The 14,774-nt window shown below is 71.8% G+C and carries 12 protein-coding genes and 2 tRNA genes; 3 read left to right on the top strand and 11 right to left on the bottom strand.

Annotated elements, in window-relative coordinates:
* Positions 1 to 28: 28 nt before the first annotated feature.
* Positions 29 to 592, bottom strand: a complete 564-nt coding sequence (locus tag ACJ5H2_RS15895) for a helix-turn-helix domain-containing protein (protein ID WP_408896393.1) — start codon at positions 590 to 592, stop codon at positions 29 to 31.
* Positions 593 to 665: 73 nt separating this feature from the next.
* Between ACJ5H2_RS15895 and ACJ5H2_RS15900 the strand changes: the two genes are divergently transcribed.
* The gene (locus ACJ5H2_RS15900) at positions 666 to 1,868 is read left to right on the top strand and encodes a benzoate/H(+) symporter BenE family transporter (RefSeq protein ID WP_408896394.1); all 1,203 of its coding nucleotides are present in this window, start codon (positions 666 to 668) and stop codon (positions 1,866 to 1,868) included.
* On the opposite strand, the gene ACJ5H2_RS15905 is transcribed toward ACJ5H2_RS15900, so the two are convergent.
* On the bottom strand, positions 1,825 to 3,006 hold the full coding sequence (locus tag ACJ5H2_RS15905) for a SpoIID/LytB domain-containing protein (RefSeq protein ID WP_408896395.1): 1,182 nt from the start codon (positions 3,004 to 3,006) through the stop codon (positions 1,825 to 1,827). The genes ACJ5H2_RS15900 and ACJ5H2_RS15905 overlap by 44 nt on opposite strands.
* Before the next feature lie 57 nt (positions 3,007 to 3,063).
* On the opposite strand from ACJ5H2_RS15905, the gene valS reads away from it, so the two are divergent.
* Positions 3,064 to 5,595: a valine--tRNA ligase gene (gene valS, locus ACJ5H2_RS15910; RefSeq protein ID WP_408896396.1), complete on the top strand. Its 2,532-nt coding sequence runs from the start codon at positions 3,064 to 3,066 to the stop codon at positions 5,593 to 5,595.
* 212 nt (positions 5,596 to 5,807) lie between these two features.
* Here the strand turns inward: valS and ACJ5H2_RS15915 are convergent, their stop codons facing one another.
* The 4 genes from ACJ5H2_RS15915 to ACJ5H2_RS15930 form a co-directional block, all read right to left on the bottom strand.
* A complete protein-coding gene (locus tag ACJ5H2_RS15915) occupies positions 5,808 to 6,761 on the bottom strand; it encodes a type IV toxin-antitoxin system AbiEi family antitoxin domain-containing protein (protein ID WP_408896397.1) in 954 nt (317 codons plus the stop codon).
* 288 nt (positions 6,762 to 7,049) lie between these two features.
* Positions 7,050 to 8,336: an ATP-dependent Clp protease ATP-binding subunit ClpX gene (clpX, locus tag ACJ5H2_RS15920; RefSeq protein WP_408896398.1), complete on the bottom strand. Its 1,287-nt coding sequence runs from the start codon at positions 8,334 to 8,336 to the stop codon at positions 7,050 to 7,052.
* A gap of 112 nt (positions 8,337 to 8,448) precedes the next feature.
* Positions 8,449 to 9,054, bottom strand: coding sequence for an ATP-dependent Clp protease proteolytic subunit (locus ACJ5H2_RS15925; RefSeq protein ID WP_408896399.1), 606 nt, complete (start codon positions 9,052 to 9,054; stop codon positions 8,449 to 8,451).
* 11 nt (positions 9,055 to 9,065) lie between these two features.
* A complete protein-coding gene (locus tag ACJ5H2_RS15930; protein ID WP_408899644.1) occupies positions 9,066 to 9,671 on the bottom strand; it encodes an ATP-dependent Clp protease proteolytic subunit in 606 nt (201 codons plus the stop codon).
* A 170-nt stretch (positions 9,672 to 9,841) separates the two neighbouring features.
* On the opposite strand from ACJ5H2_RS15930, the gene ACJ5H2_RS15935 reads away from it, so the two are divergent.
* Positions 9,842 to 11,236 (top strand): PQQ-binding-like beta-propeller repeat protein, encoded by a 1,395-nt coding sequence (locus ACJ5H2_RS15935; RefSeq protein WP_408896400.1) that lies wholly within the window; start codon positions 9,842 to 9,844, stop codon positions 11,234 to 11,236.
* Positions 11,237 to 11,252: 16 nt separating this feature from the next.
* On the opposite strand, the gene ACJ5H2_RS15940 is transcribed toward ACJ5H2_RS15935, so the two are convergent.
* The 5 genes from ACJ5H2_RS15940 to ACJ5H2_RS15960 all read right to left on the bottom strand — a co-directional run bounded on the left by ACJ5H2_RS15940 (position 11,253) and on the right by ACJ5H2_RS15960 (position 14,737).
* A complete protein-coding gene (locus ACJ5H2_RS15940; RefSeq protein WP_408896401.1) occupies positions 11,253 to 11,729 on the bottom strand; it encodes an SRPBCC family protein in 477 nt (158 codons plus the stop codon).
* A gap of 60 nt (positions 11,730 to 11,789) precedes the next feature.
* Positions 11,790 to 12,959 carry an esterase/lipase family protein gene (locus ACJ5H2_RS15945; protein WP_408896402.1) on the bottom strand — a complete coding sequence of 390 codons (1,170 nt, stop codon included), beginning with the start codon at positions 12,957 to 12,959 and terminating at the stop codon, positions 11,790 to 11,792.
* Positions 12,960 to 13,079: 120 nt separating this feature from the next.
* Complete coding sequence (gene tig, locus ACJ5H2_RS15950) at positions 13,080 to 14,486, bottom strand: trigger factor (RefSeq protein ID WP_408896403.1); 1,407 nt, start codon at positions 14,484 to 14,486, stop codon at positions 13,080 to 13,082.
* Between the two features lie 68 nt (positions 14,487 to 14,554).
* Positions 14,555 to 14,627, bottom strand: a tRNA-Pro gene (locus ACJ5H2_RS15955).
* Positions 14,628 to 14,666: 39 nt separating this feature from the next.
* Positions 14,667 to 14,737: transfer RNA gene (locus ACJ5H2_RS15960), tRNA-Gly, on the bottom strand.
* Positions 14,738 to 14,774: the final 37 nt, after the last annotated feature.

Here is a 14,774-nt window from a genome sequence, read left to right on the forward strand (position 1 = left end):
GTCCCAGCGTGAGTTTCCTCGTCCAGGCTCACACTCGTGGGGCAGGAGTGACGATCACGTTGACGGCCTCGAGCGCCGCGTCGGGGTCCGCCCGGTAGGCGTGGGGTCGGTCGGCGGCGAAGCGGATGTGCGCGCCCGGTCCGACCGGCACCGGACCGTCGCCGTGCTCGACCACCCCGGAGCCGGAGAGGACCACGAGCTGCTCCTCGACGCCCGCCGGGTGGGCGGGCGAGCGCCGCTCGACGCCGGGCGCGAGGCGCAGCAGGTACACCTCGGTCGTGTGCTCGGCGTCGTGCACGACCCGCACCCGCGTGGCCACGACGCCCGCGTCGCCGACCGCCGCACCGTCGTGGTCGTCGAGCAGGGCCGCCAGGGGTACGCCGAGCGGCGTGGCCACCGCGTACAGCGTGTCGAGCGTCGGGTTCCGGCGACCGGTCTCCAGCTCGGACAGCGAGCCCTTCCCGATCCCGGCCTGCGCCGCCAGCGCCGACAGCGAGAGCCCGCGCGCCTCGCGGAGCGCGCGGATGCGGGCGCCGACCTCGGAGCGCGAGCCGGCCCCCGGTCCGCCTGCGACCGACTCCGCTCGCGCCATCCGCTCTCTCCCGGTAGTGTTCCGTAAACAGAACGCCGCGCGAGGTGCGTGAGGTGTTCGGCGAGGAGGCGGCGTGTCCGAGGAGGGTACCCACGGTCCGGTGGTCGCGGGCGTCGTCACGGCGCTCGTCGGGTTCAGCAGCTCGTTCGTCGTGGTGATCGCGGGCCTCACCGCGGTCGGCGCCACCGCCGACCAGGCCGCCTCGGGACTGGCCACCTTGCTGGTCACCCAGGCGCTGGGGATGCTCTGGCTCTCCGTGCGCCACCGCATCCCCGTCACGCTGGCCTGGTCGACGCCCGGTGCCGCGCTGCTCGCGACGTCGGCGGGCGTCAGCGGTGGCTGGTCGGCCGCGGTCGGCGCGTTCGTCGCCACGGGCGTCCTCATCGTGCTGACCGCGCTCATCCCGCGCGTCGGCGACCTGGTGGCGGCGATCCCCCACAGCCTGGCCCGCGCCATGCTCGCCGGCGTCCTGCTGCCGCTCTGCCTGGCTCCCGTGACCGCGCTGGTCGACTCCCCCGCCGCCGTCGCGCCGCTCGTCGTCACCTGGCTGGTCCTGTTGCGGCTCGCCCCGCGCTGGGCGGTGCCGGGTGCCCTGCTCGTCGCCCTCGGCACGGTGCTGGCGACGGCCCGCATCGACGTCGCCGACCTCGCGCCGCACCTGGCCTGGACCACGCCGTCCTGGTCGCTCTCGGCGCTCGTCGGCATCGCCGTTCCGCTGTACGTCGTCACGATGGCCTCGCAGAACGTCCCCGGGGTCGCCGTGATGAGCGGCTTCGGGTACCGCGTCCCCTGGCGCGAGTCGCTCGCCGTGACCGGCCTCGGCACCGTCGTCGGTGCCCCGACGGGCGGGCACGCGATCAACCTCGCCGCGATCAGCGCCGCGCTCGCGGCGGGGCCTGGCGCGGGCCCGGACCCCCGCCGGCGGTGGGTCGCCGCGGTCAGCGCCTCGGTCGCCTATCTCGTCCTCGCGGTCGGCAGCACCGCGCTCGCGACCCTGGTCGCCGCGGCCGCCGACGGGGTCATGCAGGCCGCTGCCGGCCTGGCCCTGCTCGGCACGCTCGGCGCGGCACTCGCCGAGGGGCTCGCCGACCCGGCCGAGCGCGAGCCGGCCGCGGCCACCCTCGTCGTGGCCGCCTCGGGCGTGACGGTGCTCGGGATCGGCGCCGCGTTCTGGGCGCTCGTCGCGGGACTGCTGCTGCGGACCTTCCTGCGCGCCGGTCGCGGCCCCGGCGTCAGGCGGTCTGCGCGAACATCGTCGACCTCAGCCCGAACCTGACGCGGAACTGGTCGCCGGTGAGCTCCGGGTCCCCTGTCGTGCCGTGGACGACCACCTTCGTGACGCGTCCGCCCTGGGCCGGGTCCTTGGTGATCTCGAGGCTCTCGAAGTCCCCGATCCCGGGGAACTGCGCCTCGATGGCGTCGTCGGTCAGCTGCACCGACCAGGAGTTGTTCGGGTTGCCCGAGCCGGCCTCGTAGGGATCGGCCTTCGCGACCTGGTAGGGGAAGCTCCCCGGCGCCGTCCAGCCCCCGTTGCTCGAGGAGAACTGCGTGAACGCCGGCGCGCCGCCGTACGTCCGGATCTGGCCGGCCGTCGCCGCGATCGCGGCGTTCGCGGCCGGCTCCTCGGCCGCGACCCCTCGGTAGACCTGCGACTGGGTGGTGTCCCAGACGTCGAACACGCCGCGGTCGTTGGTGTCGCGCTCGAAGATCGCGTAGGTGCGGGCCGCGACGGCCTGCGCCTGGACCGCCTGCGGATGCCAGGAGGCGGGCATCTCCGAGGGGACGACGCCCCGCAGGTACTTCTCCACGCTCACGACGTTGACCGTGTCCCGGCCCTGGCCGCTGGCGGGGACGACGGAGCGGATCCTGCCGCGGTACTCCGCCGAGCCACCGGGCAGGTAGAGACGGATCGCCCCGCCCTTGGCCTTGAACTCGGCCTGCCCCGGGAGGATGCGGACCTTGCGCCACCGGTTGGTCTTGACGGACAGCTTCGTGCCGCCGCGGTGCGCGGTGAGCTTCCAGCGCTTGGCGCCGCGCGTGCCCAGCTTCCAGGTCCGCCCGTTGGCGAGGCTGCGGACCTTGAGCCGGGGGCGGTGCTGGACGACGACGTTGCTCGAGGTGTCGGCCGTGACCAGCACCTTCACCGAGCCGCCGCCACGTCCGGTCTGGGTGCCCGGGTAGTAGAAGTCGAGGATCTGGGCCGCGCTCAGCCCCTGCCCGGCCGCGCCGCGGGCGCCCCACTGCGAGAGCCCCTTGCCGTGGCCCCAGCCGCTGCCGGTGAGGGTGACGCTCTCGGGGCCCGCGGCGGGCGCCGCCGCCGGAGTCGCGGATGCGGACGGCTGCGAGACGGGTACGGCGAGCGCGAGGGCGGCCCCGGCAGCAAGAGTGGTGATGGTTCGCAGGAACGGACGCATCGTCCGAGAGTAACTGCCGGTTAAAGCCCCGACGTCGAGTCGCAATAGGCTGGAACCATGACCCAGCCCGACAGCACGCAGAACCCGGACCCGACGAGCGACGCGACCCGCGCCGTCGTCGTACCGGACAAGCCCGCGCTGGAGGGCCTGGAGGAGAAGTGGGCGCAGCGCTGGAAGGAGGCCGACACCTACGGCTTCGACCGCACCCAGCCCCGCGAGAACGTCTACGCGATCGACACGCCCCCGCCGACCGTGAGCGGCAGCCTGCACGTCGGCCACGTCTTCTCCTACACCCACACCGACCTCATCGCGCGCTTCCAGCGGATGCAGGGCAAGTCGGTCTTCTACCCGATGGGCTGGGACGACAACGGTCTCCCGACCGAGCGGCGCGTCCAGAACTACTACGGCGTGCGCTGCGACCCGTCGCTGCCCTACGACCCGGACTTCACCCCGCCGGAGAAGCCCGACCCGAAGCGGCAGATCCCGATCAGCCGGCCCAACTTCATCGCCCTGTGCGAGGAGCTGGTCGAGCAGGACGAGAAGGTCTTCGAGGACCTGTGGCGCACCCTCGGCCTCAGCGTCGACTGGAACACCACCTACACCACGATCGGCGCGAAGGCGCAGACCGCGAGCCAGCGCGCCTTCCTGCGCAACCTGGCCCGCGGTGAGGCGTATCTGCAGGAGGCGCCCACGCTGTGGGACGTCACCTTCCAGACCGCGGTCGCCCAGGCCGAGCTGGAGGCGCGGGACTATGCGGGCGCCTACCACCGGGTCGCCTACCGCCGACCCGACGGGAGCCCGGTGTACGTCGAGACGACGCGTCCGGAGCTGATCGCCAGCGCCGTCGCACTGATCGCGCACCCCGACGACGAGCGCTACCAGGAGCTCTTCGGGACGACGGTCGCCTCTCCGGTCTTCGGCGTGGAGATCCCGGTGCTCGCGCACCCCGCCGCGGAGCCGGACAAGGGCGCCGGCATCGCCATGTGCTGCACCTTCGGCGACCTCACCGACGTCCAGTGGTGGCGCGAGCTCCAGCTCCCCGTGCGCACCGTCATCGGCCGCGACGGGCGGTTCACCCGCGAGACGCCCGCGTGGCTCACCAGCGAGGCCGCGTCTGCGGCGTACGAGGACCTGCAGGGCAAGACCGTGCACTCCGCGCGCGAGGCGATGGTCGCCAAGCTCAGGGAGTCCGGCGACCTCGACGGCGACCCGAAGCCGACCCAGCGGATGGCGAACTTCTACGAGAAGGGCGACAAGCCGCTCGAGATCGTGTCCACCCGCCAGTGGTACATCCGCAACGGCGGCCGGGACGCCGAGATCCGCAAGCAGATGCTCGACCGCGGCGCCGAGATCGAGTGGCTGCCGGCGCACATGAAGCACCGCTTCGACAACTGGGTGGGCGGCCTCAACGGCGACTGGCTGATCTCCCGCCAGCGCTTCTTCGGGATCCCCTTCCCCGTCTGGTACCCGCTCGACGAGGAGGGCGAGCCCGACTACAGCCGGGTCCTGCTGCCCACCGAGGCGGAGCTGCCCGTGGACCCCTCGACCCAGGCGCCGAGCGGCTACACCGAGGAGCAGCGCGGGAAGCCCGGTGGCTTCATCGGCGACCCCCCGATGGACCTGGCCACCCAGGCCCACGACATCATCCGGACCTGGCTGTTCTCCCGCGTCGTCCGCGCGCACTTCGAGAACGGCGCCGCGCCCTGGTCGCACGCGATGATCTCCGGCTTCATCGTCGACCCGGACCGCAAGAAGATGTCGAAGTCCAAGGGCAATGTCGTCGTCCCCGACGAGATCCTCGCCAAGTACGGCGCCGACGCCGTCCGCTGGCGTGCCGCGATCGCCCGGCCGGGTCTCGACTCACCCTTCGACGAGACCCAGATGAAGGTCGGCCGCCGGCTGGCGATGAAGGTCCTCAACGCCTCCAAGTTCGTCCTCGGCAGCGTCGGAGCCACCGAGTTCAGCGCGGCGCGCGTGAGCCAGCCCGTCGACACCGCACTGCTCGGCCGGCTCGCCGGCGTGGTCCGCAAGGCGACCGAGGCGTTCGAGGCGTACGACTACACCACCGCGCTCGAGGTCACCGAGAAGTTCTTCTGGGAGTTCTGCGACGACTACCTCGAGCTGGTCAAGGAGCGCGCCTACGCCGGCGACGGTGACGCCTCGGACTCCGCCCAGGCCACCCTCGCGTTCGCCCTCCAGGTCCAGCTGCGGCTGCTCGCTCCCTTCCTGCCCTACGTGACCGAGGAGGTCTGGTCGTGGTGGCAGGAGGGCTCCGTGCACCGCGCGCCGTGGCCGACCGTCACCGAGCTCGGCTCCCCGGCCGCCTCCGACGGCGCGCTGATCGACGCCGTGGCCGCCGCCCTCTCCGGGATCCGCGGCGCGAAGTCGGCCGCGAAGGTCAAGATGCGCGCCCCGCTGGCCCGGGTCGAGGTCACCGGCCCGTCCCCCCTGCTCGATGCCGCCCAGAAGGCCGCCGACGACCTGCGCCGCAGCGGCAACGTGGTCGGCGAGCTGGTCTTCTCCCCCGACGAGAACGCCAACGAGCTGACGGTCACCGCGGAGATCGCCGAGGAGTCCGCAGAGGGCTGAGGTCGCCGGGTGCGGATGGTGCGCCGGGTGCGCTGGGTGTGCCGGTGCGCTGGGTGCGGATTCACCACGGGATGTAGGCGAGTCCGCACTTCCCCTGCGGAATTCCACCCGGGAAGCTCGGATTCGGCTACATCCCGTGGTGAATCCGCCCGCAGCTCAGGCCTGCGGCCCACCCCGCCGTGCCGGCGCAGCCGCGACGCCGGCTTTCGCTCTCACGACGCCCAGTCGCGGAACCGGGGCACCCAGCGCTCGAGACGTCGAGCCAGGACCGCGGGGCGGTCGTAGTCGGTCCAGGTGACGCGCACCACCACGAACTCGGTGGCCTCGCGGATGGCGTCCTCGCGCCTCTTCTCCTCGAAGACCGCATCGCCCGGGTCCTGACCGTTCTTCAGCAGCCGTCCGTACTTCACCTTGCCGTCGAACTCCCCGATGGTGCGGTGCTCAGGCCAGGCCCAGTCGCAGACGCCCAACAGCTGCTGATCGGGACCCAGGACTTCCCACTGCAGCTCGGGCGCCGGAAAGCCGAGCGTGCGGAACCACCACCGGCCACGGCTCTCCCCCACCGATCCGGACCGCCCGTCCGCCATCCGGATCGGGACCTGGAGGTGCTGCATGAAGGGCCAGCTCTGCATCTGCGCGTGCCGTGCGCGCAGCGTTGCCTCGTCGAACAGCAAGGACCGAAGCCCGGCGTCGAGCACGCACAGCGCCACCTCGTTCGGGTGACGCGACGCCGCCTCGACGACGCACCGCTCGGGCCGGAGCACCAGCCCGAACTCGGTCTCGATCACGTCCTCGGCGACGGCAAGTCCTTCATGGTGGACCACGTCCCCCTCGATGCGCCCCTGGGCGCCGTCGAGTCTGGTGACATGCACGCGCCGCAGATCGAGCTGCCAGGCGTCGATCCCGTGCGCCACCACGCCCGAGGCATGGCTCAAGGCCACCGAGTCACCGAGGGAGCGGAGGACTGCCCGCGACCGCACCAGGTGGCGTCGTACGTCGTCCCACGCCGTCCACTCGTCGGCGAACGCGTAGTAGCCGCGTCGGAACCTCACCCAGTACCCGGCCCGGACCATGCGGGTGATGTCCTTGTCGGCGTACCCGGCGCCGACCGCCTCGGTGCGTGTGAAGAATCCGTACTGAGCGGTGAGGATGCGGAGGGGATCCATGGTCGGATCGTCACCGGAACCCGGACGGCCCGTGCTGCCGGACGACCGCGCCTGTGGAGAGCAGGGCCGCCGAGCGGGCCTGTGGAGAGCCGACGTCCCCGAGGCGGATTCACCACGGGATGTAGCGGAAGCCGAGCATCTGTAGCGGAGTTCCACGAGGGAAGTGCGGATTCACCTACATCCCGTGGTGAATCCGCCCCCAGCCGACCTCAGCAGCACCCCACCCGAGGCGCCTCCCACGGTCGAGCGCGCCGACAGTCGAGCGGGTGAGCGAGCTCTCCGACAGCCTCAGGCGGACTTCTTCTTCTTCGACTCGCGCAGGACGAGCGTGGGGGCGACGTCGTTGTCGACGACCTCCCGGGTCACGACGACCTTCTCGACGTCGCCACGGCTGGGCACGTCGTACATCACGTGGAGGAGGACCTCCTCGATGATGGCGCGCAGGCCGCGGGCTCCGGTGCCCCGCTCGAGCGCCTTGTCGGCGATCGCGGCGACCGCGTCCTCGGTGAACTCCAGCTCGACGCCGTCGAGCTCGAAGAGCTTCTGGTACTGCTTGACCAGGGCGTTGCGCGGCTCGGTCAGGATCTGCACGAGGGCATCCTGGTCGAGCGGGCTGACGCTGGCGATGAGCGGCAGGCGCCCGATGAACTCCGGGATCAGGCCGAACTTCGTCAGGTCCTCGGGGCGGACCTGGGCGAGCAGGTCGTCGGCGGCACGCTCGGCCTCGCCGCGCGGCTCGGCGGTGAAGCCGAGGGACTTCTTGCCGACCCGCTGCTCGATGATGTGCTCGAGGCCCGCGAAGGCACCGCCGACCACGAACAGGATGTTCGTGGTGTCGATCTGGATGAACTCCTGGTGGGGGTGCTTGCGTCCGCCCTGGGGCGGCACCGAGGCGGTGGTGCCCTCGATGATCTTCAGCAGCGCCTGCTGCACGCCCTCACCCGAGACGTCGCGCGTGATCGACGGGTTCTCGGCCTTGCGGGCCACCTTGTCGATCTCGTCGATGTAGATGATGCCGGTCTCGGCCTTCTTCACGTCGTAGTCCGCGGCCTGGATCAGCTTGAGCAGGATGTTCTCGACGTCCTCGCCGACGTAGCCGGCCTCGGTCAGCGCGGTGGCGTCCGCGATCGCGAAGGGGACGTTGAGCATCCTCGCCAGGGTCTGGGCCAGATAGGTCTTGCCGCATCCGGTCGGGCCGATGACGAGGATGTTGGACTTGGCCACCTCGACGACCTCGTCCTTGCTGTGCTTGCCCGACGCCCCGCCGATGGCCTGGACGCCGGCCTGGACCCGCTTGTAGTGGTTGTAGACCGCGACCGCGAGCGCCTTCTTCGCCTGCTCCTGCCCGATCACGTAGGAGTTGAGGAACTCGAAGATCTCCTTGGGCTTCGGCAGGTCCGCGAGCTCGACCTCGGAGCCCTCGGCGAGCTCCTCCTCGATGATCTCGTTGCACAGGTCGATGCACTCGTCACAGATGTAGACACCCGGACCAGCGATGAGCTTCTTGACCTGCTTCTGGCTCTTGCCGCAGAACGAGCACTTCAACAGGTCGCCACCGTCACCGATGCGTGCCACGGGTCCTCCTCACAATCGAACTCCCCGACGGTACCCCCTGCCACGCTCCCACGGGAGCGTGACACGAGGGTGACGTCGGGTTGCTCATCGGACTGGTCTGGGTGGTGATGGCTCAGACGAGCGCGGGGGTCTTGAGGGACTCGAGCACGGAGTCGATCAGGCCGTACTCGATCGCGCCCTGGGCGGTGAGGATCTTGTCGCGCTCGATGTCGCGGCTGACCTCGTCCATGGACTTGCCCGAGTGGTCGCTGATCATCTTCTCGAGCAGCTCGCGCATGCGCAGGATCTCGTTGGCCTGGATCTCGATGTCGGAGGTCTGGCCGAAGGTGCCCTCGGTGTAGGGCTGGTGGATGAGGATCCGGCTGTTCGGCAGCGCGAGACGCTTGCCCTTGGCGCCCGAGGCGAGCAGGATCGCCGCCGCCGAGGCCGCCTGGCCGATGCACACGGTCTGCACGTCGGGCTTGATGAACTGGATGGTGTCGTAGATCGCGGTGAGCGCGGTGAACGAGCCGCCGGGGCTGTTGATGTAGATGCTGATGTCCTGGTCGGGGTTCATCGACTGCAGGCACAGCAGCTGCGCGATGACCGCGTTCGCGACGTCGTCCGAGATCGGCGTGCCGAGGTAGACGATGCGGTCCTCGAACAGCTTCGCGTAGGGGTCGATGCGGCGGAAGCCGTAGGAGGTGCGCTCTTCCCACTGCGGGATGTAGTAGTTCATGCCTTGATCACTCAGTCCTTCTTGTGGGCCGGGCGGCCCTCGTCGGAGGCTTCCTTGGCGCTCTTGATGACCTGGTCGACCAGGCCGTAGTCCAGCGCCTCCTGGGCCGTGAACCAGCGGTCGCGGTCGGCGTCCTCGGTGACCTGCTCGACGCTCTGGCCGGTGTGCTCGGAGATGAGCTCCAGGAGCACCTTCTTGATGTGCAGCGACTGCTGCGCCTGGATCTTGATGTCCGACGCCGAGCCGCCCATGCCCGAGGAGGGCTGGTGCATCATGATCCGGGCGTGCGGCAGCGCGTAGCGCTTGCCCTTCGCACCGGCGCACAGCAGGAACTGGCCCATCGAGGCGGCCAGGCCCATGCCGACGGTCGCCACGTCGTTGGGGATGTAGTTCATGGTGTCGTAGATCGCCATGCCGGCGTCCACCGAGCCGCCGGGGCTGTTGATGTGCAAGAAGATGTCCGCCTCGGGGTCCTCCGCCGACAGCAGGAGCAGCTGGGCGCAGATCGCGTTGGCGTTCTGGTCGCGGACCTCGGAGCCGAGGAACACGATCCGCTCGCGAAGCAGCCGGCTGTAGATGTTGTCGTCGAGGAAGTTGATCCCCGCTCCGCCGTTCATCTCATGACCACGCACGGGGCCACCGGGAAGATTCTGAGTCACGTCAGTGACACTAGCCGGACCGGGAGACAGAACCACGCGTTGGGCACCCCTGTTCGCCGACAGCGGATTTGTCCTGCTCCACGCGCCGGTAGCCTGCGGGAACCGTCGCCCACCCCACAGGAGCCCCGATGTCCACCGCCCCCACCGCCCGCCGGCTCGCGGCCGCCGCCGCGCTCGTGACGGGCCTGGGCCTCGCCGCCTGCGACGCGGGGGCCGAGCGCCCCGGGCGGCCGGGTGAGCCGGACCGACCGGCCGCCGCCGTCGTGCTCGGCGAGCCGGGGCGCGACTGGGAGGTCCGGGCGGCGGACATCGTGCCGAACGGCCGGTTCGTCCCCCTCGCGCCGGTGGGCGACGACGAGGCCGGCGACCCCGCCGGCGTCGTCGTGGGCGACGTGCTCGTGGCCGCCGTCGCCGACGAGGGCGCCGAGGACGCCGCTCCCCTGTTGGTCGGCATCACCGGGGACGGCGAGGTCCGCTGGCGAGGCCGCGGGTACGGCGCCTGCTGGTCGCCGGACGACGTCGCGCTGTACTGCACGCGGGGGACGGCGCTGGTCCGGGTGGACCCGGAGACGGGCGGCGCGGGGGCCCGCGCGGACGTCACGCCCGCGCCGGGCGACGCACCGGTCCTCGACGACGGCGTCCTCTACGTCGTCGTCACGCCGCCGGGCGCGGACGAGGACGCCTATCCCCCGCCGTTCGCGGTCGCCGCGCTCGACGCCGAGACCCTCGAGCGGCGGTGGTCCGCGGACGCCGGCGGCCTCGCCGAGCTGCGCGGGCTCGGCGCGGGCTCCCCCGCCCTCGACCTGACCGGCCCGAACGTCTCGGTGGCCGCGTGGCGCGAGACGCGCTTCGGTCAGGCCGACGCCTCGCAGCTCGAGCTCGACCGGGAGACCGGATCCGTGCTGAGCACGACCCACCTCGGCAAGGGCGCCTTCCTCGAGCGCCCCTGGACGGTGCGCCGCGGCTTCGGCAACGACCGCCTGGCGGTCTCCCGCGACGGGCAGCCCCTGCTCGAGCTCTCCGGCCAGCCGTGGGACAGCCGCGACGGCCGGCTCACGACGCCCGAGGGCCTCGTCGGCGTCGGCCCGGCGCTGTACGACGCGACCACGGGCGAGGCGGTCTGGGAGCGGCCCGACCTCGGGGACGAGCTCTCCGGGTGGCGCTGGACGGCGGACCGGGCGCAGGTCGCGGTGACCGGCTTCGACCCGAAGGCCGGCGAGATGACCACCACGTACCTCGACGCCCGCACCGGCGAGACGCAGTGGACCGGCGCGGGCAGCGACGTCGCCCCCGCGGAGACCCCGGACGCCTTCGTCCAGGTCCGCACCGACCACAGCTCGTCCTGGGTCGTGGAGGCGCTGGACCGCGACACCGGTGAGGTGGCCTGGTCCCGGGACGTCACGCCGGTCGGCCGCGCGGGCAACGAGGACGGGCTCGCGATCGGCGGTCCCTACGTCTCGACCGGCACCGTGTGGGCGCTCGGAGCCACGACACTCGTGGGCTTCACCGACTTCCCGGACTGACCGGCGACGACGGCCCTCAGCGCTCGGCGGCCGCCTTGAGGCCGGCGACGGTGGTCGCCATGCCGGCCTCGAGCTCGTCGGCGTGGCCCTCGTTGCCGCCGAGCAGCAGCGGCGCGACGATCCGGCTGCCGAGGCTCAGCGAGCGGGGCACCGGCCGCCGGTGGACGACGCGGGTCCGACCGGCATCGGCGGGGTCCGCGTCGAGCTCCCACACCCATTGTGCGCCGCTCGAGGGCGTGTCCCAGACCAGGCGCCGCTCGACCTCGACCTCCGCGACGACCGACCGCGTGGGCCAGACGACGGCCTTGCGGCGGTTGATGCCGAGATACCACTGCCCCACGCGCAGGCCCCCGCGCTTGAGCGGGATCATCCGGACCGTCTCGGGACTCCAGGAGGACAGCTGGCCGAAGTCCGTCAGCAGCGCCCACACGTGGGCGCGCGGCGCCTCGATCACGGCCTCGGCGCGCAGCTCGCGCGCGGCGTTCGTCGTCATGGCGGTCATCATGGCCCGCCCGAGCGGGCGGCCTCTACCTCCCACGGGAGGAAGCCGGGCTCACGCGAGCCACCTGGCCAGGGCAGCGTGGACCTCGGGATGGTTGAGCAGCCCGAAGTGGTCGGTGCGGCCCAGGTGGAGGACCTCGGCGCCGGGGAACAGCTCGGTGCCGCGGCGGTCGCGGCCCACGGCGGAGCGGGGGGTCACGAGGAGGTCGCCGAAGGCCTGGGCGACCGGATGGCGCGGGGAGCGGGTCAGCGTGGCGGTGACCAGCCGGTAGCGGGCGTGCGGCAGCGGCGGGACGTCCTGGGCGAGGCCCTCGATCAGGTCGTGGATGCCGGGTGCCTGGCGGTCGATGATCCGGCCGAAGGCGGCGACCTCCGGGGCCCGGGCGAGGGTGCGGCTGGCGTGGTCGGCCCCCACCGCGAACCACGAGCCGAGATGGGGCGTGCCGAGCGTCACGACGTCGCTGACGAGCCGGGTCCACGGCGCGGGCGCGGCGCCCTCCGCGACGACCGCCGACGAGGCGCGCAGGACCAGCCCGCCCAGGGAGTGACCGACCAGCGCGATCCGGGTGACCTCCGTCGGCCATGCGTCGACGAGGCGCTGCATCAGCGATGCCAGCACCACGCCGTTCTCGCGCAGGGGCAGGCCGGTGTTGGCGCGCAGGTAGACCGGCGTCCAGCCGCGCCGGGCCAGGCTCTCGCCGTACGTCGAGCCCACGCGGTCGCGATGGCGACGCCAGTAGTCCTCGTTCTCGCACAGGCCGTGCAGGAACACGACGAGCCGGCCGGTCGCGCCGGGGAACGCGGCGGCCACGGGCTCGGGGGCGAGGACGACGTCGCGGCCGCGGTGGCGCACCCCCATCTCGATCGCCAGGCGCGGGCGCTCACGGCGCAGCTCCTCCCCGATCAGGCCGTTGACGGCCGCGTTGACGAAGCGACCGCGGGGACCCTCCTCGAGAGCGGGACCGACCCCGGCCTCGGCGAGCCGGGAGAGCCCCGCGCTGGCGGCGCGGAAGGAGAGCCCGACCGCGCCGTACACGACCGTGGCGATCCCCCGGTGCAGCGCCTCCGCCGGCACACCGGTGGGCCCGACGCCCCGGCGTACGACGCCGTGGGCGCGGCGCGCCACCGCCTCGTGGGTGTCGCGGGCGGTCGCGACGAGGAGGTCGTCGACGACGGCGGTGGCCAGGGCCAGGGCGTCGACCATGGTCGGGGCGGTGCTCATGGGAACAGCGTAGCCCGTTCAGTGCACGGTCGTGCACTCAATGACGGTGTCCGGCGCCGAACGCCCGCGGCCCCCGACTCGTCGAGTCGGGGGCCGCGGTGACGTGCGGGGCAGCGGCACTCAGGCCTCGGCGGGCGCCTCGGTCTCCTCGGCGTCCGCGGCCTCGGCCTCGGGGGCCTCCGCCTCGGGGGCCGGCTCGCCGATGGTGCCGTCGGCCTGGAGGTTCTTCAGCTCGACGACGTTGCCGGAGGCGTCCGTGACGGTCGCGCCCTCGACGAGCAGCTGGAGCGCCTTGCCGCGGCGGATCTCCTGGACCAGCTCGGGCACGTGGTTGTGCTCGAACATGTGGTTCACGAACTCCTGCGGGTCCTGGCCGGACTGCTGCGCACGGCGGATCATGTGCTGCGTCAGCTCGCCCTGGTCGACGCCCATCTCCTCCTTGTCCGCGATCTCGTCGAGGAGGAACTGCGCGGCGACGGCGTCGCGGACCCGGCGCTCGAGGTCGGCCTCGAACTCCTCCTGGGTCTGCTTCTCGTCCTCGAGGTACTTCTCCAGGGTCAGGCCGGAGAGCTGGAGCTGCTGCTCGAGGTTGGCCCGACGCGCGTTGAGCTCCTCGGTCACCATCGTCTCGGGCAGCGGGACCTCGGTCTTCTCGAGGAGGGCCTCGAGCACGGCGTCGCGGGCCGCGGCGGCCTGCTCGAGGCGCTTGCCGCGGGTGAGCCGCTCACGCACGTCCTCGCGCAGCTCGTCGAGAGTGTCGAACTCCGAGGCCTCCTGGGCGAACTCGTCGTCCAGCTCGGGGAGCTCCTGCTCCTGGACCTGGGTGACCTTGACGGCCACCTCGACGTCCTGGCCGACGAGGTCGCCGGAGACGAGCTGGGTGGTGAAGGTCTTCTCCTCGCCGACGGCCATCCCGGCGAGCGCCTCGTCGAGACCCTCGATCATGCCGCCGTTGCCGACCTTGTAGGAGAACCCGGAGATCTCGGCGCCGTCGACGACCTCGCCGTCGTTGGTCGCGACCAGGTCGATGACGACGAAGTCTCCGTCCTGGGCGGGCCGCTCGACGTCGATCAGGGTGCCGAACCGCTCGCGGAGCGCGTCGACCTGCTCGGCGACGTCCTCGTCGGTGACCGCGAGGTCGTCGACGCTGGCCTCGAGGCCGTCGTACGCCGGGAGGTCGATCTCGGGCTTGACGTCGACCTCGGCGGTGAACTCGAGCCCGTCGTTGTCCTCGAACTTGGTCACCTCGATCTCAGGCTGCGCGAGCGGGGTGAGGTTGTTCTCCTGGAGCGCCTCGACATAGGCCTTCGGCAGCACCTCGTTGACGGCCTCGTCGAGGACCACGCCACGACCGACCTGGCGGTCGATGACCTGGGGCGGGACCTTGCCGCGACGGAAGCCGGGGACGTTGATCTGCTTCGCGATCTTCTGGTACGCCGCGTCGAGGCTCGGCTTGAGCTCCTCGAAGGGCACCTCGACGGTCAGCTTGGCCCGGGTCGGGCTCAAGGTCTCGACGGCGCTCTTCACAGGTGTTCTCCTACTGTCAGTGGATGGTGCGCGGACACGGAGGGCCCGCCGGTGATCGGGGCGATCTGTCGGGGCGACAGGACTCGAACCTGCGGTCTCCTGCTCCCAAAGCAGGCGCGCTAGCCACTACGCTACGCCCCGCGAGACGGCGCGACGATCGGGCTGTCGCGCCGCACTTCGAGGGGATGACGGGAATCGAACCCGCGTAATCAGTTTGGAAGACTGAGGCTCTACCATTGAGCTACATCCCCGACGGCTCCGGCCGCGCTCGCGCACGGCTGAAGGCCA

The sequence above is a fragment of the Nocardioides pymetrozini genome (assembly GCF_046058985.1).
GTDB lineage: Bacteria > Actinomycetota > Actinomycetes > Propionibacteriales > Nocardioidaceae > Nocardioides.